At 72.9% G+C, this 21900-nt stretch carries 23 protein-coding genes; 9 read left to right on the top strand and 14 right to left on the bottom strand.

The features are described 5' to 3' along the window. Positions 1–8 precede the first annotated feature (8 nt). On the top strand, positions 9–1037 hold the full coding sequence (locus tag I4Q55_RS44675) for a M48 family metallopeptidase (RefSeq protein ID WP_206796890.1): 1029 nt from the start codon (positions 9–11) through the stop codon (positions 1035–1037). 10 nt (positions 1038–1047) lie between these two features. Here the strand turns inward: I4Q55_RS44675 and I4Q55_RS44670 are convergent, their stop codons facing one another. Next, positions 1048–1407, bottom strand: coding sequence for a VOC family protein (locus I4Q55_RS44670; RefSeq protein ID WP_206796888.1), 360 nt, complete (start codon positions 1405–1407; stop codon positions 1048–1050). A gap of 62 nt (positions 1408–1469) precedes the next feature. On the opposite strand from I4Q55_RS44670, the gene I4Q55_RS44665 reads away from it, so the two are divergent. Beyond that, the gene (locus I4Q55_RS44665) at positions 1470–1910 is read left to right on the top strand and encodes a MarR family winged helix-turn-helix transcriptional regulator (protein ID WP_206796886.1); all 441 of its coding nucleotides are present in this window, start codon (positions 1470–1472) and stop codon (positions 1908–1910) included. Positions 1911–1913: 3 nt separating this feature from the next. Here the strand turns inward: I4Q55_RS44665 and I4Q55_RS44660 are convergent, their stop codons facing one another. Together I4Q55_RS44660 and I4Q55_RS44655 are read right to left on the bottom strand one after the other, a co-directional pair. Beyond that, positions 1914–2630: an LON peptidase substrate-binding domain-containing protein gene (locus I4Q55_RS44660; RefSeq protein WP_206796884.1), complete on the bottom strand. Its 717-nt coding sequence runs from the start codon at positions 2628–2630 to the stop codon at positions 1914–1916. Between the two features lie 40 nt (positions 2631–2670). Continuing rightward, positions 2671–3303 carry an NUDIX domain-containing protein gene (locus tag I4Q55_RS44655; protein ID WP_206796882.1) on the bottom strand — a complete coding sequence of 211 codons (633 nt, stop codon included), beginning with the start codon at positions 3301–3303 and terminating at the stop codon, positions 2671–2673. 112 nt (positions 3304–3415) lie between these two features. Here I4Q55_RS44655 and nadA point away from each other — a divergent pair, with 112 nt between their 5' ends. From nadA to I4Q55_RS44635, 4 genes are all read left to right on the top strand, one after another. Beyond that, positions 3416–4426 (top strand): quinolinate synthase NadA, encoded by a 1011-nt coding sequence (gene nadA / locus I4Q55_RS44650; protein WP_206796881.1) that lies wholly within the window; start codon positions 3416–3418, stop codon positions 4424–4426. Next, positions 4423–6066 carry an L-aspartate oxidase gene (locus I4Q55_RS44645; protein ID WP_206796880.1) on the top strand — a complete coding sequence of 548 codons (1644 nt, stop codon included), beginning with the start codon at positions 4423–4425 and terminating at the stop codon, positions 6064–6066. Before nadA ends, I4Q55_RS44645 begins: the two co-directional genes overlap by 4 nt. Beyond that, positions 6063–6956, top strand: a complete 894-nt coding sequence (gene nadC, locus I4Q55_RS44640) for a carboxylating nicotinate-nucleotide diphosphorylase (RefSeq protein WP_206796879.1) — start codon at positions 6063–6065, stop codon at positions 6954–6956. The genes I4Q55_RS44645 and nadC overlap by 4 nt, the downstream gene beginning before the upstream one ends. An 88-nt stretch (positions 6957–7044) precedes the next feature. Beyond that, positions 7045–8181 carry a S8 family serine peptidase gene (locus I4Q55_RS44635; protein WP_206796974.1) on the top strand — a complete coding sequence of 379 codons (1137 nt, stop codon included), beginning with the start codon at positions 7045–7047 and terminating at the stop codon, positions 8179–8181. A gap of 236 nt (positions 8182–8417) precedes the next feature. Here the strand turns inward: I4Q55_RS44635 and I4Q55_RS44630 are convergent, their stop codons facing one another. From I4Q55_RS44630 to I4Q55_RS44605, 6 genes are all read right to left on the bottom strand, one after another. After that, positions 8418–8768: a hypothetical protein gene (locus tag I4Q55_RS44630; protein ID WP_206796878.1), complete on the bottom strand. Its 351-nt coding sequence runs from the start codon at positions 8766–8768 to the stop codon at positions 8418–8420. Beyond that, positions 8765–10030 (bottom strand): alpha/beta hydrolase, encoded by a 1266-nt coding sequence (locus I4Q55_RS44625; RefSeq protein WP_206796877.1) that lies wholly within the window; start codon positions 10028–10030, stop codon positions 8765–8767. The genes I4Q55_RS44630 and I4Q55_RS44625 overlap by 4 nt, the downstream gene beginning before the upstream one ends. Beyond that, on the bottom strand, positions 10030–11322 hold the full coding sequence (locus I4Q55_RS44620; RefSeq protein WP_206796876.1) for a WXG100 family type VII secretion target: 1293 nt from the start codon (positions 11320–11322) through the stop codon (positions 10030–10032). The genes I4Q55_RS44625 and I4Q55_RS44620 overlap by 1 nt, the downstream gene beginning before the upstream one ends. Beyond that, entirely contained in the window at positions 11319–11705 is a 387-nt protein-coding gene (locus tag I4Q55_RS44615; protein WP_206796875.1) for a hypothetical protein, read from the bottom strand. The genes I4Q55_RS44620 and I4Q55_RS44615 overlap by 4 nt, the downstream gene beginning before the upstream one ends. 102 nt (positions 11706–11807) lie before the next feature. Then, positions 11808–12110: a hypothetical protein gene (locus I4Q55_RS44610; protein WP_003057455.1), complete on the bottom strand. Its 303-nt coding sequence runs from the start codon at positions 12108–12110 to the stop codon at positions 11808–11810. Positions 12111–12127: 17 nt separating this feature from the next. Further along, positions 12128–12472: a WXG100 family type VII secretion target gene (locus I4Q55_RS44605; protein WP_206796873.1), complete on the bottom strand. Its 345-nt coding sequence runs from the start codon at positions 12470–12472 to the stop codon at positions 12128–12130. Between the two features lie 218 nt (positions 12473–12690). Between I4Q55_RS44605 and I4Q55_RS44600 the strand changes: the two genes are divergently transcribed. Continuing rightward, a complete protein-coding gene (locus tag I4Q55_RS44600) occupies positions 12691–13659 on the top strand; it encodes a hypothetical protein (protein ID WP_206796871.1) in 969 nt (322 codons plus the stop codon). A 32-nt stretch (positions 13660–13691) separates the two neighbouring features. Next, entirely contained in the window at positions 13692–15101 is a 1410-nt protein-coding gene (locus I4Q55_RS44595) for a class I adenylate-forming enzyme family protein (protein WP_206796870.1), read from the top strand. Here I4Q55_RS44595 and I4Q55_RS44590 read toward each other — a convergent pair whose 3' ends face one another. The 5 genes from I4Q55_RS44590 to I4Q55_RS44570 all read right to left on the bottom strand — a co-directional run bounded on the left by I4Q55_RS44590 (position 15102) and on the right by I4Q55_RS44570 (position 20587). Beyond that, positions 15102–15545 (bottom strand): YdeI/OmpD-associated family protein, encoded by a 444-nt coding sequence (locus I4Q55_RS44590; protein ID WP_206796869.1) that lies wholly within the window; start codon positions 15543–15545, stop codon positions 15102–15104. Positions 15546–15595: 50 nt separating this feature from the next. Then, positions 15596–16300, bottom strand: coding sequence for a trypsin-like serine protease (locus I4Q55_RS44585; RefSeq protein ID WP_206796868.1), 705 nt, complete (start codon positions 16298–16300; stop codon positions 15596–15598). Between the two features lie 140 nt (positions 16301–16440). Continuing rightward, entirely contained in the window at positions 16441–17982 is a 1542-nt protein-coding gene (locus tag I4Q55_RS44580) for a tachylectin-related carbohydrate-binding protein (RefSeq protein WP_206796867.1), read from the bottom strand. Between the two features lie 62 nt (positions 17983–18044). Next, positions 18045–20045: a trypsin-like serine protease gene (locus tag I4Q55_RS44575; protein WP_206796866.1), complete on the bottom strand. Its 2001-nt coding sequence runs from the start codon at positions 20043–20045 to the stop codon at positions 18045–18047. Between the two features lie 41 nt (positions 20046–20086). Beyond that, the gene (locus tag I4Q55_RS44570; RefSeq protein ID WP_206796865.1) at positions 20087–20587 is read right to left on the bottom strand and encodes a hypothetical protein; all 501 of its coding nucleotides are present in this window, start codon (positions 20585–20587) and stop codon (positions 20087–20089) included. Between the two features lie 351 nt (positions 20588–20938). On the opposite strand from I4Q55_RS44570, the gene I4Q55_RS44565 reads away from it, so the two are divergent. After that, positions 20939–21900 (top strand): ALF repeat-containing protein (locus tag I4Q55_RS44565; protein WP_206796864.1); only part of this gene is annotated, 962 nt, incomplete at its 3' end.

The following is a 21900-nucleotide window of genomic DNA, read 5'->3' as shown; positions in this document are numbered from 1 at the left end:
ATCCAGCAGTGACCGAGGACATCGAGGTTTCGCGGCACAACGCCGTCCGCTTCCCCGGCATCAGCCCGAGAGCGTACGAGCACCCGGTGGACCGCGGCGCGCTCGCCACGCTGCGCGCGGTGCCCGGCTTCGCCGAGGTCGTCAAGGCCGTTTCGGGGTTCTACAACGAACGCGGCGAGCGGCTGATGGCGCTCGCGTCGTCGATCCGCGTCGGGCCGAAGCAGTACCCGGAGCTCGAGCGGCTGCGTCACGAATGCGCCGAGACGCTCGACCTGCCCGCGGTGCCGAACGTGTTCGTCTTCCAGGACGCGCAGATCCGGGCCGAGACGGTCGGCATGGACGAGCCGTTCATCCGCGTCAGCACCGGGCTCGTCGAGCTGATGAGCGTCGACTCCCTGCGGTTCGTGCTCGGGCACGAGATGGGGCACGTGCTGTCCGGGCACGCGGTCTACCGCACGATCATGGTGCGCCTGATCCGCCTGCAGCTGGCGATGTCGTGGACGCCGGTCAGCGCGCTCGGCATCCGCGCCATCGTCGCGGCGCTGCGCGAGTGGTTCCGCAAGGCCGAGCTGTCGTGCGACCGGGCCGGGCTGCTGTGCAGCCAGGACCCGACGGCGGCGCTGCGCGCCCAGATCCAGGTCGCCGGCGGCATCGACCCGGCCCGCATCGACGTCCCGTCGTTCCTGCAGCAGGCCGCCGAGTACGAGTCGGTCGAGGACATCCGCGACAGCTTCCTCAAGCTCAAGTCCGTCGAGACCGAGTCGCACCCGTTCGCGGTGGTCCGCGCGGCCCAGCTGCAGAAGTGGGCGGCGTCCGAGGAGTACCGCGCGATCCTGGCCGGAGACTACCCGCGCCGCGACGGGGACTCGCCCTCGTCGGACTGGATGGACGACCTGAAGTCGGCGGCCAAGTCGTACAAGGACTCGTGGAGCTCGTCCACGGACCCGCTGACGAAGGTGTTCAGCGACGTCGGCGGGGCGGTCTCCGGCGCGGCGGGCAAGGTCTTCACCAAGTTCGGCAACGGCTCCGGGGAGTGAGCCGGGCCGATCAGGTGCGGTCGTGCAGGGTGACCCGGTAGCCGTCGGGGTCGGCGAAGGTGAACGTCCGGCCGAAGGGGCCGTCGATCGGTGCGGAGACGATGGGGTGGCCGTCGGCGGCCAGCGCGTCGTGGATCGCCTGGACGTCGGTGGCGTGCAGCCAGATCGCGGCCCCGGCGCCCGGCTGCGCGAGATCGGTGCCGGGGATGACCTCGCGGAGGGCGAACGCGATCGGCTTCGTCTCGAAGACGACGGCGTGCGGCGGTCCGGCCGGGGAGCGGACGAGGCCGAGGTACCGCTCGTAGAACGCCTGTGAAGCGTCGAGGTCGCGCGCTTGGAACGAGATGAAGTCGGGGCCGGTGGCGGGCAAGGGACGCTCCTTCGGTTCGTGTCAGGTTTCTGACACGGCCCACGGTATGTCAGGATACTGACATGAGTCAAGACGGGGTCGACCTGGAGACGTCGCTGGGCTATCTGCTGAAGGAGGCGTCGAGCGCGCTGCGCGTGGCCATGGAGGAGGTGCTGCGGCCGCTCGGGATGAGCGTGACGCACTACTCCTGCCTCGAGCTGCTCGCCCAGCGGCCGGGGCTGTCGAACTCCGAGCTCGCGCGCGGCGCGTTCGTGACCCGGCAGACGATGAACGTGCTGCTCCAGGCCCTCGAGCGGGACGGCCACGTGACCAGGCCGGCGGCGGCGCCGGTCGGGAAGGCGCTGCCCACCCGGCTCACGCCGCTGGGCAGGCGGAGCCTGGAGAAGGCGACCGCCGCCGTGCGGTCCGTCGAGGTCAGGATGCTGTCCGGGATGACCGAGGCCGAGCGGTCGGAGGCGTTCCGGCTCCTGCGGGGCATGGTCCGTTCGCTGCGGGACGGTTAGCGGTCAGTTCAAGCTGGCCGGCCGGCTCAGGTCGGTGAACTCGCCCGGGGGCAGCGGCACCGCGCCGAGGGTGTTCAGGAACCCCGCCTCGCGCGTCAGCAGGCGGCAGGCGATGCGAAGCCGCCGCAGCGGGTGCAGCTCCTCCAGCAGCCGCTGGCGGTCTTCCAGGGGCAGCAGGCAGTCCGCGGCCAGCGCGTACGCCAGTTCGGCGATCGGCGTGTCCGGGTCGGGGGCGTGCCAGTCCTCGCTGCGCCACGCCGTTTCGCAGTACCGCTGGTGGGCCGCGCGCGCCACCGTGGCCAAGCGCTCGGCCATGCCGCCGGACGGGGCGGGCGGGTCGTCGTCGACCCACTCCACCGAGGCGATCAGGTACGGCGCCGAAACGCAGTCGAGCTCGCGCAGGCGGAAGCGGCGCCGGGCCTGCGTCACCACGTCGAACCGGCCGTCCGGCAGGCGCTTGGCCTCGCGCAGCACCGTGCTGCAGCCGATCTCGTGCAACTGGTCCAGACCACGTACTTCGCGGGTGAGTGACGAGCGCAGTGCGACCACGCCGAACTCGCGGCCCGGCACCGTGCCGCTCACCAGGTCCGCCGTCAGCTGGCGGTACCGCGGCTCGAAGATGTGCAGCGGGAGCTTGGTGCCGGGCAGCAGCACGGTCTGCAGCGGGAACAACGGCAGGATCGTCGTCGTCGCGTCACTTTCCGATTCCGGCTCCGTCACGCGTCCACGGTAAGGGCATAACGCCCGGACCGCAGCACGGTCACCGGCTGGGCGGCTTGAACACCGCGAACGGATCGGTGATCTGCATGCCCTTGCCGGCGAAGGAGAACAGCGCCGCGGGACGTCCGCCCGAGCGGCCCGGCGGCGCCGTGTGGCCGGTGGGCACCAGCAGTCCGCGGCGGGACAGCACGCGCTGCAGGTTGGTCGCCGAGACGCGGTAGCCGAGCGCTGCCGAATACAGGCCGCGGAGCGCGGAAATCGTGAACTCGTCGGGCGCCAGCGCGAAGCCGAGGTTGGTGTACGAAAGCTTCGAACGCAGCCGGTCGCGGGCGCGCAGCACGATCGCCTCGTGGTCGAACGCCGTGCGCGGCAGTGAAGCGACGGGGTGCCACTCGGTGTCCTCGGGCACCTCGGGGTCGACGTCGGACGGGACCAGGCCGAGGAACGCCGTCGCCACCACGCGCGGCCCCGGCACGCGGTCCGGGGCGCTGAACACCGCGAGCTGCTCGACGTGCTTGAGCTGGCGGACGTCGACCTTCTCGGCGAGCTGGCGCCGGATCGACGTTTCGACGTCCTCGTCGGGCCGCAGCCGCCCGCCCGGCAGCGACCAGCGGCCGAGGTGTGGATCGAGCGCGCGCCGCCACAGCAGCACCCGCAGTGTGTCCGAGCGCACTTGCAGTACCGCGCCCAGAACCTCGTGGACCAGGGGGGCCTGGGTGTTAAGATGACTTCGCACGGTTTTCGATTGTAAGGCGAAAACCGGAGACCGGTCCAGGAGGGCCAGCATGACTTCGACGCTCGAACAAGACCTCACCCCCTACGGCGGGGTCGAGGCGAACGCGGCCTGGGCCGAGGAGGTGCGGCGCCTGGCGAAGCAGCGCGACGCGGTCCTGCTCGCGCACAACTACCAGGCCCCGGAGATCCAGGACATCGCCGACCACACCGGCGACTCCCTCGCTCTCAGCCGCATCGCGGCGAGCAGCGACGCGTCCACCATCGTCTTCTGCGGTGTGCACTTCATGGCCGAGACCGCGAAGATCCTCTCGCCGGAGAAGACCGTCCTGATCCCGGACGCGCGCGCCGGCTGCTCGCTGGCCGACTCCATCACCGGCGCCGAGCTGCGGGCCTGGAAGGCCGAGCACCCGGGCGCGGTGGTCGTCTCCTACGTCAACACCACGGCCGAGGTGAAGGCCGAGACCGACATCTGCTGCACGTCCTCGAACGCCGTCGACGTCGTCGCTTCCATCCCCGCTGACCAGGAAGTTCTCTTCCTGCCGGACCAGTTCCTCGGCGCCCACGTCAAGCGCGTCACCGGCCGGGAGAACATGCACGTCTGGGCGGGGGAGTGCCACGTCCACGCCGGCATCAACGGCGCCGAGCTGGCCGCCCGCGCGGCCGAGGAGCCGGACGCCGACCTGTTCATCCACCCCGAGTGCGGCTGCGCGACGTCGGCGCTCTACCTGGCCGGCGAGGGCGCCGTGGCGCCGGACCGGGTCAAGATCCTCTCCACCGGCGACATGGTCCACGAGGCCCGCGACACAAAGGCCAAGACCGTCCTGGTGGCCACCGAGATCGGCATGATCCACCAGCTCCGCAAGGCCGCGCCGGGCATCGACTTCCGCGCGGTGAACGACCGCGCCTCCTGCCGGTACATGAAGATGATCACGCCCGCCGCCCTGCTGCGCTGCCTGCGTGACGGCCTCGACGAGGTCCACGTCGACGTCGAGACGGCCGCCCGCGCGAAGGCGTCGGTGCAGCGGATGATCGAGATCGGGCAGCCCGGCGGCGGCGAATGACCACGCCGGTTAATGACCCACGGGCGAAAACCCCGGTCTGGGAGGCCCGCGCCGACCTGGTCGTGATCGGCAGCGGCGTCGCGGGGCTGACCGCGGCGTTGCGCGCGCAGGCCCTCGGGCTGCACGTCCTGGTGGTCACCAAGGCCGCGGTCGCGGACGGCAACACGCGCTGGGCCCAGGGCGGCGTCGCCGTCGTCCTGGAAAACGAGCACGACCTCGACGACTCGGTCGCCAAGCACGCGGAAGACACGTTCACCGCGGGCGCCGGCCTGTGCGACGAGGTGGCGGTGCGCTCGATCATCGACGGCGGCCCGGCCGCGGTCGCCCGGCTGCGGGCGGACGGCGCGAAGTTCGACGTCGCGGCTTCCGGGTCGCTCGCGCGGGGCCGCGAAGGCGGGCACAGCGCGTTCCGCGTGATCCACGCGGGCGGCGACGCGACCGGCGCCGAGGTCGAACGCGCCCTGGTCGCGCAGGCCGGGCAGGCGGGAGTGCCGGTGCTGGAGCACCACATCGCCGTCGACGCGCTGCTCACTCCCGGCGGCCGGGTCGCCGGCGTGACGGTGCTCGACCGCCACGGCGTGCCCGGCGTCGTCCGCGCCTCGGCCGTGCTGGTGGCCAGCGGCGGCCTCGGGCAGCTCTACCAGGCGACGTCGAACCCGGAGATCGCCACCGGCGACGGGCTCGCGCTCGCGCTGCGGGCCGGCGCGACCGTGGCCGACATCGAGTTCGTGCAGTTCCACCCGACCGTGCTCTACACGCCGGGCGCGCGCGGCCGGTGCCCGCTGGTCACCGAAGCGGTGCGCGGCGAGGGCGCCACGCTGGTCGACGGCGCCGGCCTGCCGGTGATGCGGGGCGTGCACCCGCTCGGCGACCTCGCGCCGCGCGACGTCGTCTCGGCGGCGATCACGCGGCGGATGGCGACCGCGCCGGGCGGGATCGACGACCACGTCTTCCTCGACGCGACCGGCGTCGCGGGGTTCGCGCGGCGGTTCCCCACGGTGTTCGCGGCGTGCGCGGCGCTGGGCCTCGACCCCGCCGTCGACCCGATCCCGGTGACCCCGGCGGCGCACTTCTCGTGCGGCGGCGTCGTGACCACTGTGGACGGACGATCGTCGGTGGGCGGGCTCTACGCGGCCGGCGAGGTCGCGCGGACCGGGCTGCACGGCGCGAACCGGCTGGCGTCCAACAGCCTGCTCGAAGGCCTGGTCGTCGGGCAGCGCGTCGCGGAGGCCGTCGCGGCGGACCTCGCGGCCGGGCTGCTGGCCGATCCGGCGCGCGGGCGGCTGCCGGCGCGGACCACCGCGCCGGCGGCGGAGCGTGATTCCCTGCAGCGGGTGATGAGCCGGTACGCGGCCATCGGCCGGGACGCCGACGGGCTGGCCGCGGCCGGCTCGGTGCTCGATCTGTCGCTTTCGGACACTCCGTTGTGGACACACGCGGGCGTCGAGGACGCGGCGCTGACCGTGGTGGCGCAGGCGTTGCTCGCCGCGGCCGTCCGGCGCACCGAGTCGCGGGGCTGCCACGTGCGGTCCGACTTCCCGGGGCGCGACGACACCTGGCGGCGCAGCCAGCTCATCCGGCTCAGCCCGTCCGGCCAGCCGGTGCTGGCCGACCCGATTCCCCTGGAAGGCGTGGCATGACGTTCCCGATCTCCGACACCGTCCGCCGCCTGATCGCGGCTTCGGGGCTCGACGTCGACGACGTCGAGCGCGTGGTCGCCACGGCGCTGCGCGAGGACCTGCGGTACGGGCCGGACGCGACGACGGCGGCGACGGTGCCCGCGGCCGCGGTCGCCGTCGCCGAGCTGACCCCGCGGGTGAACGGCGTGGTCGCCGGGCTGCCGGTGGCGCTCGCGGTGTTCGACATGGTCATGGGCGACGGCTACGAGGTGCTCGCGCGGCGCGAAGACGGCGACCGGCTGGTCGCGGGGGAACCCGCGCTGGTGCTGGCCGGCCCGGTGCGCGGGCTGCTCACCGCCGAGCGCACGGCGCTGAACCTGCTGTGCCACCTCTCCGGCGTCGCCACCGCGACGGCGGCTTGGGTGTCCGAAGTGGACGGCACCGGGTGTGCGATCCGGGACTCCCGCAAGACGTTGCCGGGGCTGCGGCTGCTGCAGAAGTACGCCGTCCGCTGCGGCGGCGGGGTCAACCACCGGCTGGGCCTCGGCGACGCGGTGCTGATCAAGGACAACCACGTCGTCGCCGCGGGCTCGGTGACGGCGGCGCTGGCCGCGGCCCGGCAGCACGCGCCGGAACTGGCCTGTGAGGTCGAGGTCGACACCCTTTCGCAGTTGGAGGAGGCGCTGGCCGCCGGGGCGGACGAGGTGCTGCTGGACAACTTCACGCCGGAGGAGTGCCGCCGGGCGGTGGCGCGCCGCGACGACGTCTCGCCGAAAACGCGGCTGGAATCCTCTGGTGGGCTCACCCTCGACCGTGGTAAGGCCTACGCACTGTCCGGTGTGGACTATCTGTCGGTGGGCGGGCTGACGCATTCCTCGCCGGCGTTGGATCTCGGCATGGACCTTCGCTGAGCCGTCGTTCCGGGCTAGACTGGCGGTGGCGGACTTCCTTGTCCGCCACCGTCTTTCGGTTTCGGGGGTTCGGGTGCGGTTACCGGCGGTGCTCGCGGTGGCGGGTCTCGTGGCGGCCTCCGGCGTCCTGGGGGCGCCGGCCGCTTTCGCGCAGGGGTGCGCGAACCCGTCCGGCACGTACACCGGCGAAGTCCCGTGGGGCCAGCGCCTGGTCGACCCGGCGCGGCTGTGGCCGCTGACCCGGGGCGCGGGCCAGCTGGTCGCGGTGATCGGCACCGGCGTCGACGGGCAGAACGCGCAGTTCGCGCCCGGCCAGCTCGAAGGCGGGCCCCGCACCGAGCGCACGGACTGCGACGGCCGCGGCACGATCGCGGCCGGGATCGTCGGCGCTCAGCCTGATCCGTCGACGACGTTCGCCGGTGTCGCGCCCGGCGTGCGGCTGCTGCCGATCCGGTACGCGACCTCCGGCGGCGGCGACCCGGGCGAGCTGGCCGAGGCGATCGACACGGCCGTCGACCGGCGCGCGGGCGTGATCCTGGTGGCCGTGCCCGCGGCGGCCGACAGCCCGGCGCTGTCGTCGGCGGTGGCGCGGGCGCGGTCGGCGGGGGCGGTGGTCGTCTCGGCGGCGTCGGCGTCCCAGCAGGGCACGCGGACGTACCCGACGGCGACGTCCGGGGTGCTGGCCGTCGGGTCGGTGAACCCCGCGGGCGAGCCGGTGCAGACGGAAGCGGGGGACTACGTCGGTGTCGCGGCGCCGGGCGCGGAGCTGGTGAGCACGTCGGCGGGCGCGGGCGGCGCGGTGGCCCACCGCTGGCCGGTGACCGACCCGGGCCTCGCGGCGGCGTACGTCGCGGGAGTCGCGGCTTTGGTCCGGGCGTACCACCCGGCGCTGTCCGGCGACCAGGTCGTCACGCGCCTGACGTTGACGGCCCACCGCCCGCCGTCCGGCGGCCACGACCCGCGGCTGGGCTGGGGAGTCCTGGACGCCTACGCGGCGGTCTCGTCCACCCTGCCCGCCGACGTCCCGCCGCCGGGCGGTCTTCCGCCGTCGCCCTCGGCCCCGGCGGTGGTCCCTGCCGCCGCAGCCGCGCCACGGCCGTCCGACGTCACGGCGGGGACGATCGCGCTGGCCGGGGTCGCCTTGGCCGCGGCCGCGGGAGTGACGGTGGCCGCGGTCCGCCGGGCCCGACGCCGAGGCTGGCGTCCCACCCGCTTCACCCCGTAGGCCGTGTCGACCCCGCAATCACGAGTGATGCCCCGCCAATCACGCGAGATGCCCGCTCAATCACGCGAGATGCCCCTTCCGGCACGCGAGTTCCGGTGATCGAAGGCGGGACTCGCGTGATCCGGGGCGGATCTCGTGTGATTGAAGGCGGATCTCGCGTGATTGGAGAGGCATCACTCGTGATTGGGGAGGCATCACTCGTGATTGGAGAGGCATCACTCGTGATTGGAGGGGCATCAGGCGGGGACTGGGCGGGTTGAGCCGAGGATCGTCACCGCGCCGGCGACGTGGATCGTGAAGTCGGCGCCGTCGCGGGTGAAGCGGGTTATCCGCTCGCGGGATGTGCTGCGGTCGTGGGATTCCCAGCCCTCGCCGTGCAGGGCCGGGAGGAGGGTCGCCAGGGTGGTTTCCGGGGCGGCCGGGTGGTCCACGCGGACGCCGTACTGCCAGCACAGCAGGTTCCCCGGGCTGGTGGGGTCGCAGTCCAGTTCGCCTGAGAGCGTCGGGTCCGCGGTGCCGAAGGCCGCCGCGGCGGCGTCGATCACCGACGTCAGCTCGGTGGCCAGGCGGTGGAGTTCGGGGGTCACAGCTCACCGCCCGAGGTGAGGACGCGGTAGATGTTCGTCCACGAATCCGAACCCGGCTTCAGCACGTCGTTGTGCGACGACACGCCCCACAGCAGCGAACCGTCGGCGGTGGAGCCGGTGCCCAGTTCCGTCACGCCCGGGAAGACGTCCGGGTCCGCGCCGTGGCCGATGCCCGTCCACTCCAGGCCCCACGCGTTGCCCTGGGCCAGCACGATCGGGTCGAGCGGTGCCGTCATCGAGAACCGCTGGACGCCCGCCTGGCTCGCCGGCAGGTCCGCCGGCGACCACACGCCGTGCCCCATGCCCGCCGACTCGACGTGCAGGACGCGGTCGACGTCGAGGCCGTGCGCCTCCGCCAGCCCGACCGTCGCCCCGCCGTAGCTGTGCCCGATCGCCGTCAGCGTGACGCCGGCACCCGCGTGGCCCGCGATCTCGCCGCGCAGGTCGTCGGCGAAGTGCTTGAGGTCCGGCGCCATCGCCTGCGCGTACCCCGCGTCCGGCCCCTGCGCCACCGGGCCCTGCGGGAACACCCCGTCCGCCCAGACGACGACCGCCGTGCGCCCGGCCGGGTCCGCGGCCACCAGGCTGCGCCCGAGACCGGCGTAGGCGTCGAAGTTGGACATTTGCGTGTTGACGCCCGGCACGAACAGCCCGACGTTCCGTGTGCCCGGCTCGATGTGCCCGACCAGCTCGGCGATCCGCCCGTTGCCCGACGGATCGAACCGCAGGATCTGCCGGTCGTGCGCGAGGATGTCCTCGTACAGCTTGATCCGCGCCTGCGAGCGCGTGACTTCGTCGGGATCGGTCAACCCGGCCAGCCGCAACCGCTCGGCCGTCAGGGCGTCGGCGACCTTGACGCGGTTGTCCGCGATCGCGCGCGCCCACGCGCCGGTGTCGGCCGCGCCGCCGATCCCGGCCGGATTTCCCGCGCGGGGCAACGGATCCTCGGGCAGCAACGAACGGTACATCGCGGCGACCTGCGCGTCCGCACGCCGGTAACCGGCCGCACCAGCAGTGAGTCCACTTTGGATCGTCCGCAGCCGGGAAACCTCCGACTGGAGCCGCGAACCCAGCTCCGTCATGGTCTTCTCGAACGTCTTGGCCGCGGCGCCGGACTCGCTCACCCGGCCGAACGCGGTGGCGGGCAGCTTCTCACCCGCCACCGCGGACTGCGTCGAGGACAGCGCCTCGGCGCGGGAACCGGACTCGCCGGCCACCGCGTCGAGGCGGGCCGGGGCCACGCGATAGCCCGCCGCCGTCATCAGGAGCCGTCTTCGCCGATGACCGGCGGCGCGACCGGCGCCGACTGGCCCCAGACGTTCTCCGTCTCCACCAGCCACGCCGGGATCCGCCGCCCGGACCCCATGTCCCCGCCGCCGCCCATGCCCATCGGCATCATGGGCATCATCGGCATCGCACCCTTGGCCGCCGCCGCGCCCGCGGCCCCGGCCGCGCCGCCGGCGAGCCCGCTCAGCGCGTTGCCCGCGCCGCCGTCGCCGGCCAGGCCGGAATGCGCCGCCGGCACCTCGCCGGGGCCGGTCAGCCCGCCACCGCCGGCCGAAACGCCGCCGAGCGAAGGCGCGTCACCCCCGCCGATCGGGACGCCGCCCCCGGCGCCACCCGCGACACCGGCGCCGCCCCCGCCGAGCTTCGTGCCGGGCGGTTGTTCCTTGTCGTCCTTGGCATCCTTGCCGGTCGCCCACGACGGCACCTTCGGCATGATCGAGCCGAACCGGCCGAACGCGGCGGCCGAAGCCGCGGCGAGCCCGGCGGTGAACATGTCGCCGAACAGCGGGTTCGACGTCGGCACGGTCGTCCCCGGCTGCGTCGTCGTGCCGCCGCCGGGCAGCGGGTGCCCGTCGGTGGGGGTGACGACCACGCCGTCCCCGCCCATCCCGTTGCCGACCAGCCCGGGCGAACCGGGGCTGCCCGCGCCGCCACCGGCCGGCGGGGCCGGGGGCACCGGCACGGCGTTCGGCGACGCCGGGATCGACTCCTCCGCGGCGGTGTACTCGCCGGCCAGCTGCGTCATGACGACGATCGCGCGGCCGTGCGCCGCCCCGGCGGCGTTCGCGGCGGCCTGCTGTGCTTCGACGTTCGCGATCGCCTGCTGCCGCTGCTGCGCCGCGGCCTGCACGAGCGCGGGCGACGCGTCCGGCGGCAGCAAGGGCGGGTTCACCGCGAGCGCGACGTCGGCGGGCGCGACGTCCGGCACCGAAACCGGCGGCGGCATCTCCTTCTTGGCCTTCACCAGCGCGTCGGCGGCGTCCCCGAGCGTCACGTTCATCGCCTCCGCGGTCCGCGCCACCTTCGAGATGCCGTTCGCGAGGTCGATGATCATCCGCTGGTACTGGTCGGCCGCGCCCCCGGTCCAGTGGTCCTTGAACTCGGTGAGCTCCGCGTTCAGGTTGTGGGCCTGCTCGTGCAGGTGCAGCGCGGCGGAGTGCCACTTGTCGGCCGCGTGCCGCGCGCTGTTCGGGTCGCCGGCCTGCAGCATCGCGTACAGCTGCTGGTGGCTGAACGCGGCGAAGTTCGTGTGCGCGGTGTTGGTCATCCCTTGCGGCTCCCGTCGCTGTTCCCCGAGCCGAGCAGGCCGAGCACCGGGTCGAGCAGGCCGGTGACGGCGCCCGACGCGTGTAGGTCGCCGGCCACCGACTGGTCGGCGTGCTGGTAACCGTCGGCGACCGTGGTGGTGACGTCCTGGGCGAACCCGATCGCGCTGCGGACCTGGTCGAGCAGGCCCTGCATCTCCGAGACGGCCGCGCGGTGGGCGTCGGCCAGCGACCCGGCTTCGCCGAACTCGCCGAACAGCAGCGGTTCCTCGCCGAGGGTCAGCAGGAAGTCGTTCGGTTTCGACATCGCGTGGATCTGGGTTTCCAGCTCCCGCACGAAGTCCTTCAGCGATTCCAGGTGGACGTAGTACGACTGGTCTGGCATCGGTCCCGGCTCTCTGGCGCGATGGGGCTGACAGGGGAAAGCCGGTCGGCCGGTGCGAGCGGGGGGTTTCCCGCACCGGCCGGCCGACGTCTGGGGCGCGGGTCAGCCCGCGAACAGTCCCTGGTTGCGGTTCTCCAGCGACTGCTGGAGGTCGTGCGCCTCGCCGACCTTCCCGCCGAACTGCGCGATGATCGCGACGATGTCCGCGGTGGCCTGGCGCAGGCGCGTCTCGGCCTGGCGGGCGGCGTCACCGGCGGAGCTGCCGGAGGCGTACCAGGTCGCGGTGATCGGCTGCAGGTTCTGGTGCAGCTGCTCCAGCTGCGAGGTGAGCGCCTTGGCCTTGGCGGCCAGGGATGCCGAGCTGTGCTGCAGCGCGGCGAAGTTGATTTCGACGACGTCGGCCATGGTGGGCGTCCTCTCGGTCAGGGGTTGAGGCGGGGGAGCACGCCCGAGCCCTCGAGGGTGTTGCCGACCCCCTGGAAGCTCTGGTGGACGTCGGCGTCGCCGCGGCCGTAGTTCGCGTGGCTGGTGTGCACGAGCTGCGACATCGTGTCGAGCTCCTTCACCGCGACGCTCATCTTTTCCTGCAGCCGCCGCTGGAGGTCCCAGAAGGCCACGGCCTGGTCACCCTTGTAGTTGCGCAGGGCCTCGGTCAGCTCGGACTCCAAGCTGGCCATCGTGGACTTGGCGTTCGTCGCGGTTTCCTCGAAACCCTGGACGGCGCGCGTCATGGCAGCGGAATCTGCCTGGAATCCCGGACTGGACATCGACGGGCCACCTCCTTCCTGAAGCGAATTCCCCTGGCGCGGGTGGTCCGCGCGGTGTGAAAGTCACGCTAGAAAAGAGGCCTGTGTGGTCAAACGGCACAACTGCCGGTCGTGGTGACGGCACTATTACCCACGCGGGCGGGGGTAGGGCCTTCCCCACCTTCCGACGGTGGTGCGCTCCAGTGTTTCCGCGCCGCTCCCGCGCCAGGGTTGAGCCCATGGCAGACAAGGGAAATCCGCTGGTCACGCTCCGCGCGTGGCACCGCCCGCTGGTGGTGCTCGCCGGGGCGATGGGGGTGCTGTGCGCGGTCTCGCTGCTCGGCTTGCTCTTCGATGATCGCACGCTGGTCAACGCGCCGATCTGGCTCAAGCCGCTCAAGTTTTCGGTTTCGGTGGGGACGTACGCGCTGACGCTGGCGTGGCTGCTGACGCACGTGCGCCGCGCCCGCCGCGCCGGCTGGTGGTTCGGCACCGTGTTCGCCGTGGGCATCGGTGTGGACGTCGGGCTGATCGTCGTGCAGATGATCTTCCGCGGTCACACGCTGCACTTCAACAAGGCGACCCCGGCCGACGTCATGATCAACAACGTCGTGGCGGGTGGCGCCTACGCGGCGTGGCTGATGACGGCCGCCGTCGTGGTCCTGCTGCTGTTCCAGCGCCTTCCGAACCGGGCGCTGAACTCGGCGTTGCGCTGGGGGACGGGACTGGCGCTGGCGGGGATGGGCGTGGCGATGCTGATGTTCTCGCCGAGCCCGGCGCAGCAGGCGGTGCTCGACGCGGGTGGCAGGCCCGCGACGTTCGGTGCGCACTCCGTCGGCGTCGAGGACGGCGGGCCCGGCCTGCCCGTGCTGGGCTGGAGCACCGTCGGTGGCGATATGCGCATCCCGCACTTCGCCGGCATCCACGGCCTGCAGGTGCTGCCGCTGGTCGCGTTCGGCCTGCTCGTGCTGGCCCGCCGGTACCCGGTGCTCTCGGCCGACATCGTCCGGCGCCGGCTGGTGCGGATCGCCGGCGCGGGCTACGCGGGGCTGCTGGTGCTGCTCACCTGGCAGGCGCAGCGCGGCCAGTCGATCGTCCACCCGGACTTCTGGACCCTCGCCGCGGGCTTCGCGCTGGCCGCGGTGGTCGTCGCGGCGGGCGCGGTGACCGTGCGGCCTTCTGCCGAAATTCTGAGATCCGCCCGGTAGACCGGGATCCTCCCGGGCGAAAGGCGGTCGAGATGGTCCACCCGCAGGCACTGCTGGACGAGCTGGCGCGCGCTCCCGAGGTCCCCGCGTTCGAACACGGCGCGCGGGTGACCACCCGCGGCGAGCTGCGGGAGCTGATCGGCCGGTTCGCCGCGGGCCTGCGGGCGGCCGGGGCCGGCCCGGGCGTGGGGGTCGGGCTGGCCACCGGCGTCACCCCGGAGGGGTTCGCCGCGCTCGTCGCGGTGCACGTGCTCGGTGCCCGCGCGGTCGCGGTGCGGGCCGGCCTGCCGGAGGCCCAGCTGCGGCACATCCTCGGCGACGTCGCGGCCGTGGTCGCCGACGGCACGGTGCCGGTGACCGCCGACGTCCCGGTGTCGCGGGTGGAGAGTCTGCTGACCGCCTACGCCGAGCCGGTGCCGCAGGGGCAGCTCGACGACATCGCGACGGTCGTGTTCACCAGCGGCAGCACCGGTGTTCCCAAGGGCGTGGCCTATAGCTACCGCGCGCTGACCGAAGGCCGCGTGTGGCGGCCGCCGGTGCCGGGCTCCGCGCACGAGCGGCTGGGCGCGGGGTTCGGGCGGTACCTGCTGTTCGGGTCCCTCGCCAGCGCGGTGATGGTCGAGCAGCTGGGGGTGTGCCTGTTCGCGGGCGGCACGGCGGTGATCCCGCCGGCACCGCCGGACTTCCCGGGCGTGCTGCCCCGGCTGGGCATCACGGCGGCGCTGACGACGGTGCCGCGGTTGAACGGAATCCTGGACGTCCTGCGCTCCGAAGACGTCGACCTGGGCGCGCTGCGGCGGTTGATCGTGGCCGGCTCGCCGGTGCCGCCGCACAAGCTCGCCGAGGCGGCCGAGCGGATCGGGCCGGCGATGCACCACGCGTACGGCCAGACCGAGACGGGGATGCTGACGATCTGCCGCGCCGACGAAGGGCTCGGCTCGGTCGGGAAGCCGTGCGACACGGTGGAAATCTCGGTGCGGGACGGCGAGGTGTGGGTGCGCACGCCCTCGGCGTTCGCGGAGTACTGGCGTGATCCCGCGGCTTCGGCCGAGGTACTGCGCGACGGCTGGGTGCGCACACAGGACCTGGGACAGCTCGACCGGGCGGGTTACCTGCACCTGTCCGGCCGGGCCCGCGACGTGGTGATCGTGAACGCGATCATCCACTACACCGGCCCGATCGAGCGGGCGATCGCGGCCTGCCCGGACGTCGACCAGGCGTACGTGGTGGCGGTGCCCGACGAGCGGACCGGGGAGGCGGCGCACGCGTTCCTCGTGCCGGCGCCGGGTCGTGCGCCGGATCTGGGGGAGGTGCGCAAGGCGGTGGCGGCGGAGCTGGGGGAGGCCGCGGTGCCGGCGCGGTTCAGCTTCGTGGCCGCGGTTCCGGTGGCGCCGTCGGGGAAACCGGACAAGGCGGCGCTGCGAGCGTCCATAATGGACTGACTACTTGCCGGCCCGCAGGTCCGTGATCACCTTGGCGACACGGCGGTGCCGGGTCTCGGCGGTCTTCGCCTGGCCGATCGGCAGCACGAACCGCTGTTTCGCGCTGTAGGAAAGGCTTTCGAACCGGGTGCGCGCGGTCTCGTCGGCGGCGAGCGCCTCCGCCAGGTCGGCCGGGATCTCGAGCACGCGGGGTGCCGTGTCGAGCGCGATCTCGACCTCGACGTCGTCGCCGGCGGCCACCCCGGCCTGCCCGCGGTTCTCCGCGCTGAGCGGCACGAGGAACTGCCCGCCGCGGCTCGCGACCGTGGTGCGGTAGGTGTGGCCGCCGAGTGTCACCGTGACCGCGGGCTTCTTGCCGGCGCCGAGCGCCTCGACCACGTCGGCGGGCACCGGCAAGCCGGTCGCGGTCTTGCCGCCGAGCAGGACCTGGGTGCGGAACCTCATGCACCGAGTATGCCGCGAGCCGGGCGCCCGGCTCGCGGCATCCGGCCTCGTCAGACGCCGGCGGTGTTGCGGATCCACGTGCGGCTCGACGCGATGCTCGCGTAGTTCTGCGTGCCTTGCGTGTTCGAACCGGAGTTGCTGCCGGTTGAGCACACCCCGACCTGGACGCCGTTGTACAGCTGCGGGCCGCCCGAGTCGCCGTGCCAGGCCGAGCCGTTGACGCCCTGGCTGGCGATCGCCGTGCCGTCGTAGGCGTCCGTGCTCAGGCCCGTCACGCGCACGTTGGCGGTCTTGAGGGTGCTCGACGGCGGGCTGGTGCCCTGCGTGCGGCCCCAGCCGTAGATCTGGTTGGTCGCCCCGGCCGGCGGGTTGCCCGTGCCGAGCTTCATGTACGTCGTGTTCACCGCCGTCGTCAGGTGCAGCAGCGCGATGTCGCCGGTCGGCGCCGCCTTCTGCTGGTCGACGTCGGCGCTCGTGCCCTGCTGGAGCGCCACGTTGCCGATCTTGACGTTCATGCCCGGCGAGTTCAGGCAGTGCCGGGCGGTGAGCACCCACTGCGGGGCGATGATCGTCCCCGAGCACTGGAAACCGCCGTACGTGGTGGCGTTGTCCCAGTAGATCTGGGCGCCCCACGGCGCGGAGGAGACCGTGCTCCCGCCGATGATGTCCTGCTGGGCGTTCGCCACCCCCGCTGAGACCAGGCTCAGCGCCGCGGCGACCGCTCCGATCGCGCCCACAGCCCTCGACATTCGCATGAAAATGCCCTTCGGCCCACGTAATCCGGATATCCGTCCCGAACGGGACAGTTCGATCAACGTAGAAGCCGTGAAGGATTTTCGGAACCTACCGAAGTCGGTAACTCTCCCCCGGGGCCGTGGCCCCGGGGGAGAGCGGGTCAGCTGCCGAGGCGGCAGGAGTCCGGCGCGGCGGTCACGTGGATCTCGGTGTTCCAGCCCGAGCCGATCGTGACGCCCATGTGATCCGGGCCCGACGGTGCCCACGTCTCGGTGTTGGCGGTGTAGCGGTACCAGCGCAGCACCGGGCCGGTCTGCCCGTCGAACGGGCTGGTGCCGGTGCTGCCGCGGCCGTACAGGATGTCGCCGCCCGGCGAGAAGACCTCGCTGAACATCTGCCAGCCGACGCCGACCGCCTTGCCCGGGCCGGCCCACGCCTTGGCCGTGAAGTCGTACTTGAAGCGGAACATCTCGCCGTCCGGCTTGCGGGCGTACAGCACGCCGTCGCCGGCCGCGGTGATCGAGTCGAAGCGGGACCAGCCGGTGTCGAGGACGTCACCGGCGCCGTTGACCCACGTGCCCGTCGCGTCGTTCCAGAGGTAGTACTTCAGCTGACCCTGGTCGTCGATCATGAAGATGCGGTTCTTCTCGTCGACGGTGATCCGGTTCCGGTACTCGGCCGTGAGGTACCGGCCCCAGCCGATGCCGACCTGGCCGCCGCCGCTCCAGCCGCTGCTCGTCGAGTACACCCAGCGCTTCAGGCTGCCGCTCGGGTACGGGTCGCCCGAGCCGTGGTTGCGGTGGATGTCCCAGATGACGCCGCCCTTGCCGGCCAGGGTCCGGCCGTCCCAGCCGGAGCCGATCGCGCTGCTCGGCTGCGACCAGCTGACCGCGCCGCCGGCGGGGTCGAGGTGGACGTAGCGCCACAGGGAACCGTCGGCGCGGGCGGTCCAGACCGCGGCCCCGGCCGGGCACGAAACCGGGGTCGGCACGGTGTAGTCGCGGATCCAGCCGGCGAGGTCGTCGACGCGGGTTTCGGTGCCGCCGGACCGGGTTTCGGTGACGTCGAGGCAGCCGTGCTGCCACGACGTGCTGGTCAGGGCCACCAGCTGCGCGGTGCCGCCGGTGAGGCGGAACGCGGGGCCGCCCGCGTCGCCCTTGCAGGCGTCGGTGCCGTCGGCCGAGGAGACCGACACGGTGGCGCCGGTGACGCCCGAGACGGTGAACGGCGCTACGCGCGGCCGCGCGGGCACCCACTCGGTGGCGGTCCGGCCGAACCCGGCCACCTGCAGGGTTTCCCCGGCCTGCGGCGCGGTGGCGGCGAGGGCGATCGGCTGGACGCCGGTCGCCGGCTTCTCCAGCTTCGCCAGGACGACGTCGCGGTCGGTGCGGCGCACGACCTTGGTCAGCTTCGTCGTGAAGCCGGCGCCGGTGCTCAGGTCGACGTCGCCGACCGTGACGGTCGCGGCCTCGGTCGGGGCGCCGGAGTCCGCCGCCGTCAGGCAGGACGCCGAGGTGAGGATCCAGGACGGGTCGACCAGGGCGCCCGAGCAGGCCTTGGCCGGCGTGGCGATCCGGGCGATGAACGGGTGGGTGCCGACGGGCACCGCGGTGCCGCCGGACAGGGCCTCGGCGGGGGTCGCGGTCAGCAGGCCGCCGGCGAGCAGGGTGACGGACAGGGCGGCGGAACTCAGTTTGCGCATGGATTTCCCCTTGGGTGGCCCGCGGTGGCGGGCGTCCGGGTGGACGCCGCCACCGCAGGGGGTCAGAGCAGGGTCGACTGGGCGGCGTTGAACGTGCCGTTGCTGCTCCACTTGGCGCCCTCGTGGTCGAACCCACCGGTGGCGTTCGCGCGGAAACGGAACAGGTTCGTGTTCGAGCCGCCGTAGTCGTAGGTGGCGATCAGGTCCGTCCGGCCGTCCCCGTCGAAGTCGCCCGCGGTCCACTGCGACTGGCCGAGGTGCCACTGGCCCGGCCCGCTCGTCCACTGCGTGACCGGCGCGTCGACGCCGGTGGCGGTGCCGCGCCAGGTGCGGAACGTCAGGTTCGCGCCGCCGAGGTCGACCGCGGCGCCGAGGTCGGCGCGCCCGTCGCCGTCGAAGTCACCGGAGACGAACTTCGCGCCGCCGGACGGGATGCCGCCGTTCCACTTGACACCCTGCGAGTCCAGCCCGCCGGAGGCGTTGCCGTAGAAGAGGAACAGGTTTGCCGTGTTGTCCAGGTAGTCGTAGAACGCGGCCAGGTCGGCCCGGCCGTCGCCGTTGAAGTCGCCGCCCCGCCAGCTGGACTGGGCCAGGTTCCACTGGCCCGGCCCGGTGCGCCACCGCGTGACCGGCGCGTCGAACCCGGTCGCCGTCGCGTGCCAGGTCAGCATGCTCAGGTCGGCGTTGCCGTTGTCGTAGGCGGCCGCGATGTCCGTGCGGCCGTCGCCGTCGAAGTCGCCCGCGGTGAAGCGCGCGTTCAGCGGCCGGAAGGCGCCGCTCCACTTGATGCCCTGGTGGTCGAAGCCGCCGGAAGCGTTGGCGTACCAGAGGAAGAGGTTCGAACCGCCGTCGAGGTAGTCGTAGAACGCGGCGATGTCGGTGCGGCCGTCGCCGGTGAAGTCGCCCGTGACCCAGCGGGCCCTGGCGGCCTCCCAGCCGTCGGCGCTCCACTTCAGCTGCGGGGCGCCCACACCGGTCGCGGTCGTCGGCCAGACGTACATGCCGGTGCGGGCGTTCTTCAGGTCGTAGGCCGCGCCCGCGTCGTCCTTGCCGTCGCCCGTGAAGTCGTTGCCCGTCGAGACCGGCGTGGTCGCGGAGACGACGTCGGTCGGCGTGCTCGTCCAGCCGTCGGCCGTCACGACGACGACGCGGTAGTACCGCGTCTGCTTGGCGGGCAGCCCGGTGTGCGTGTACGACGTGCCGTCGACGCTGCCCAGCAGGTGCGCGCTGTCGACCGGGACGTCCGGGGTGGCCGAGCCGTAGACGCGGTAGGCGGTGCGGTCGCTCACCGCGTGCCAGGTCAGGGTGATCGCGTGCCCGACGGCCTTGGCCGACGGCGCCAGCGCCTGCTGGCGGATCCAGCCGGCGATGTCGTCGACGCGGGCGGCGGTGGTGCCCTGCCGGGTCGTGGTCTCCCCGAAGCAGCCGTGCTGCCACGACGAGCTGGTCACCCCGACGACGTCGGTGCGGCCGCCGGCGTCGCGGAAGATCGGCGCGCCGGCGTCCCCGCGGCAGGCGTCGGTGCCGTTCGTGCCGGTGAGCGCCAGGGTCGTCGCCGTGGCCGACGGCGACTTGAACGTGCCGACGTGCAGCTTGTCGGGCACCCATTCGCTCTCGGTGCGGCCGTAGCCGGCCAGGCTGAGCGTCTCGTCGCCGCTGGGGAAGTTGACCGGGGTGGTGCTGAGCCGCAGGGGAGCGATGCCGGTGGCCGGCTGGGCGAGCCGGGCCAGCGCGACGTCCCGGTCGGCGCGGACGACGACGTTCGTGACTCCCGCGACGTGGCCGCCGGTGCCGCTGAGGCTGGTCCGCCCGACGGTCGCGGTGGTCGCCTTGGCGGGCACGCCGCCCTGCGGGTTCTCGGGGAAGCAGCTGGCGGCGGTGAGGATCAGGTCGGGCGCGACGAGCGCGCCGCCGCAGGCCCGCCCGTCGGCGGTGAGCTTGGCGGCGAACGGGTAGGCACCCGGGGCGGCGGCGGTGCCGCCGGAAACGGCTTCGGCGGGCACCGCGGCCAGCAGGCCGCCGGCGAGCAGGGCCACGACGGTGGCGGTGCGGGAAACAGACATGAAGGCTCGGTTCTCTCTCGCGGGATCGGCGGATACGCCGGTTACGCCGTCACTCGGATTTCGAGAAGTGCGGCCGGGTCGTGGTTCGGCATCGATTCGCCGACCGGGGTCCACTGGCCCGGCTGGATGGTGACCGTTTCCGTCGTGCTCTTCGCCGTCAATGTGGCTTTCGCGGTGTGACTGTCACCCTTGATGAAGTAGGTCTCGGGGATCTGCATGGTCACGAAACCGGGCGTGCCGGTGACGCGGAAACAGGCGTCCCCGCCCTTGATCTTGTAGCTCTGCACGATGATGAGGTCGCCGCCGCTCGCGCAGTCCACCAGCAGGACGTGCCCGTCGCCCTTGAGGAGAGTGATGTTCCGCTCGGCGAGAATGCGGTCCGCGCCGGGGTAGTCGTAGGTCTCGACGATCGGCGGCGGGGTGTCGTCCGCGGTGGTGGCGCCGGTGGCACCCGCCGGGGCGGCGATCACCGTGGTGGCCAGCGCGGCAAGCCCGAGCAGGCCGGCGCCGAAGGCGGCAAGACGGGTGGGAGCAGAATGCACGATGAACCGTTCCTCCGTGTCGAGAATCGGGAAACGGTGCCCAGGCAGATGCGTGGCACGACAGACCGCCCCCCTTGGCGAAACGCTAGGCAGGACAGGTGTCGGAAAAATTCCTGGATGGTAAAATTCACATAACTATGACTTTGATCACAATTTAGCGTTGGCGGCTAACGTTTTGTCGCAATGCAATCCGGCGCGATTGATCGAGTGGTCCGACGAACGGAGGATTGACAGATCGCGGAATCGATGCCGCCTGGTGCCGCGCATTGTCGGGTGGTTATGGTCGCCGCTGTCTGATCATCGAATTTCGTCCAGGGGGGATCGAGCAGGGTGGGAACCAGACTTGGCGGCGTGCCGGTGCGGCGCGCCCTGGTGGTGCTGGCCATGGTCGGCACGTTGGTGGCGGGAACGGCGGGTGCCGGGCCGGTCGCCGGCGCCGACACCCCGGCCGGCGGGGCGGCCGACCGGGCGCGGGTGCTGGCGATCGTGCAGACCGGCACACCGGGCGTGGTCAGGGCGGCGGAGATCGCCTTGACCGGCTCGGACGAGGACGTCGCCGAATTCCTGCGGACCGGTGAGGCCACGGCGCGCGCGCAGGACGACCGCGTCCGGGTCGGGCAGATCCTCGCCACCGGCGGGCGGGGGCTCCGGGAAGCGGCGCAGGCCGCGCTGAACGGGACCCCCGAAGACGTGCGGGCCTTCCTGGCCGACGGCTTTCGCGCCCCGCTCGAACAGGACATGCGGGTGCGGGTCGGCCAGATCATGAGCACCGGCGGCCGCGGTGTCCGGGAAGCCGCGCAGGCCGCGCTGAACGGGACCGCCGACGACGTGTGGCGGTTCCTCACCACCGGGCAGTTCGAGCCGGCCGAGCGCGACAACCGGGTGCTCGTCGGCCGGATCATGGCCGAAGGCGGCCCGAACGTGCAGCAGGCGGCGCAGATCGCCCTCTCGGGCACCGCCGACGACATCAGGGAGTTCCTCCGGACCGGCCAGTACCTCGCGCGTGCGCGTGACCAGGAGACGACGTCCGTCGCGCAGCTGGCGGCGCTGGCCAAGCAGTCCGGTGAGGAAGCCGCTCGCGAAACCGAAGCGGCCAAGGAAGCTTCGGTCCGCGCGGTCGAGTCTTCCCGCCTGGCCAAGGAGGCCGCGGAGCGTGCGGCCCGGGAGACCGAGGCGGCGAAGAACGACGCCGGGCGGGCCGCGGAGGCCGCAGGCCGGGCCGCCGACTCGGCCGGGCGCGCCGCGGACGCGGCGCAGGCCGCGATCGCGGCGGCGAACGCGGCGAACCAGGCCGCGCGGGTCGCGGTGAACGC

The organism is Amycolatopsis sp. MtRt-6 (genome assembly GCF_017308975.1).
Classification (GTDB): domain Bacteria; phylum Actinomycetota; class Actinomycetes; order Mycobacteriales; family Pseudonocardiaceae; genus Amycolatopsis.
Note: the sequence above shows the minus strand (reverse complement) of the source record. Positions and strands in the feature narration are given on the sequence as shown.

Coding starts and splice junctions, on each gene's coding strand:
- I4Q55_RS44665 (WP_206796886.1), top strand. CDS start 1,470: ATGAGTCAAGACGGGGTCGACCTGGAGACGTCGCTGGGCTATCTGCTG.
- nadA (WP_206796881.1), top strand. CDS start 3,416: ATGACTTCGACGCTCGAACAAGACCTCACCCCCTACGGCGGGGTCGAG.
- I4Q55_RS44645 (WP_206796880.1), top strand. CDS start 4,423: ATGACCACGCCGGTTAATGACCCACGGGCGAAAACCCCGGTCTGGGAG.
- nadC (WP_206796879.1), top strand. CDS start 6,063: ATGACGTTCCCGATCTCCGACACCGTCCGCCGCCTGATCGCGGCTTCG.
- I4Q55_RS44625 (WP_206796877.1), bottom strand. CDS start 10,030: ATGACGGCGGCGGGCTATCGCGTGGCCCCGGCCCGCCTCGACGCGGTG.
- I4Q55_RS44620 (WP_206796876.1), bottom strand. CDS start 11,322: ATGACCAACACCGCGCACACGAACTTCGCCGCGTTCAGCCACCAGCAG.
- I4Q55_RS44615 (WP_206796875.1), bottom strand. CDS start 11,705: ATGCCAGACCAGTCGTACTACGTCCACCTGGAATCGCTGAAGGACTTC.
- I4Q55_RS44610 (WP_003057455.1), bottom strand. CDS start 12,110: ATGGCCGACGTCGTCGAAATCAACTTCGCCGCGCTGCAGCACAGCTCG.
- I4Q55_RS44605 (WP_206796873.1), bottom strand. CDS start 12,472: ATGTCCAGTCCGGGATTCCAGGCAGATTCCGCTGCCATGACGCGCGCC.
- I4Q55_RS44600 (WP_206796871.1), top strand. CDS start 12,691: ATGGCAGACAAGGGAAATCCGCTGGTCACGCTCCGCGCGTGGCACCGC.
- I4Q55_RS44595 (WP_206796870.1), top strand. CDS start 13,692: ATGGTCCACCCGCAGGCACTGCTGGACGAGCTGGCGCGCGCTCCCGAG.
- I4Q55_RS44590 (WP_206796869.1), bottom strand. CDS start 15,545: ATGAGGTTCCGCACCCAGGTCCTGCTCGGCGGCAAGACCGCGACCGGC.
- I4Q55_RS44585 (WP_206796868.1), bottom strand. CDS start 16,300: ATGCGAATGTCGAGGGCTGTGGGCGCGATCGGAGCGGTCGCCGCGGCG.
- I4Q55_RS44580 (WP_206796867.1), bottom strand. CDS start 17,982: ATGCGCAAACTGAGTTCCGCCGCCCTGTCCGTCACCCTGCTCGCCGGC.
- I4Q55_RS44575 (WP_206796866.1), bottom strand. CDS start 20,045: ATGTCTGTTTCCCGCACCGCCACCGTCGTGGCCCTGCTCGCCGGCGGC.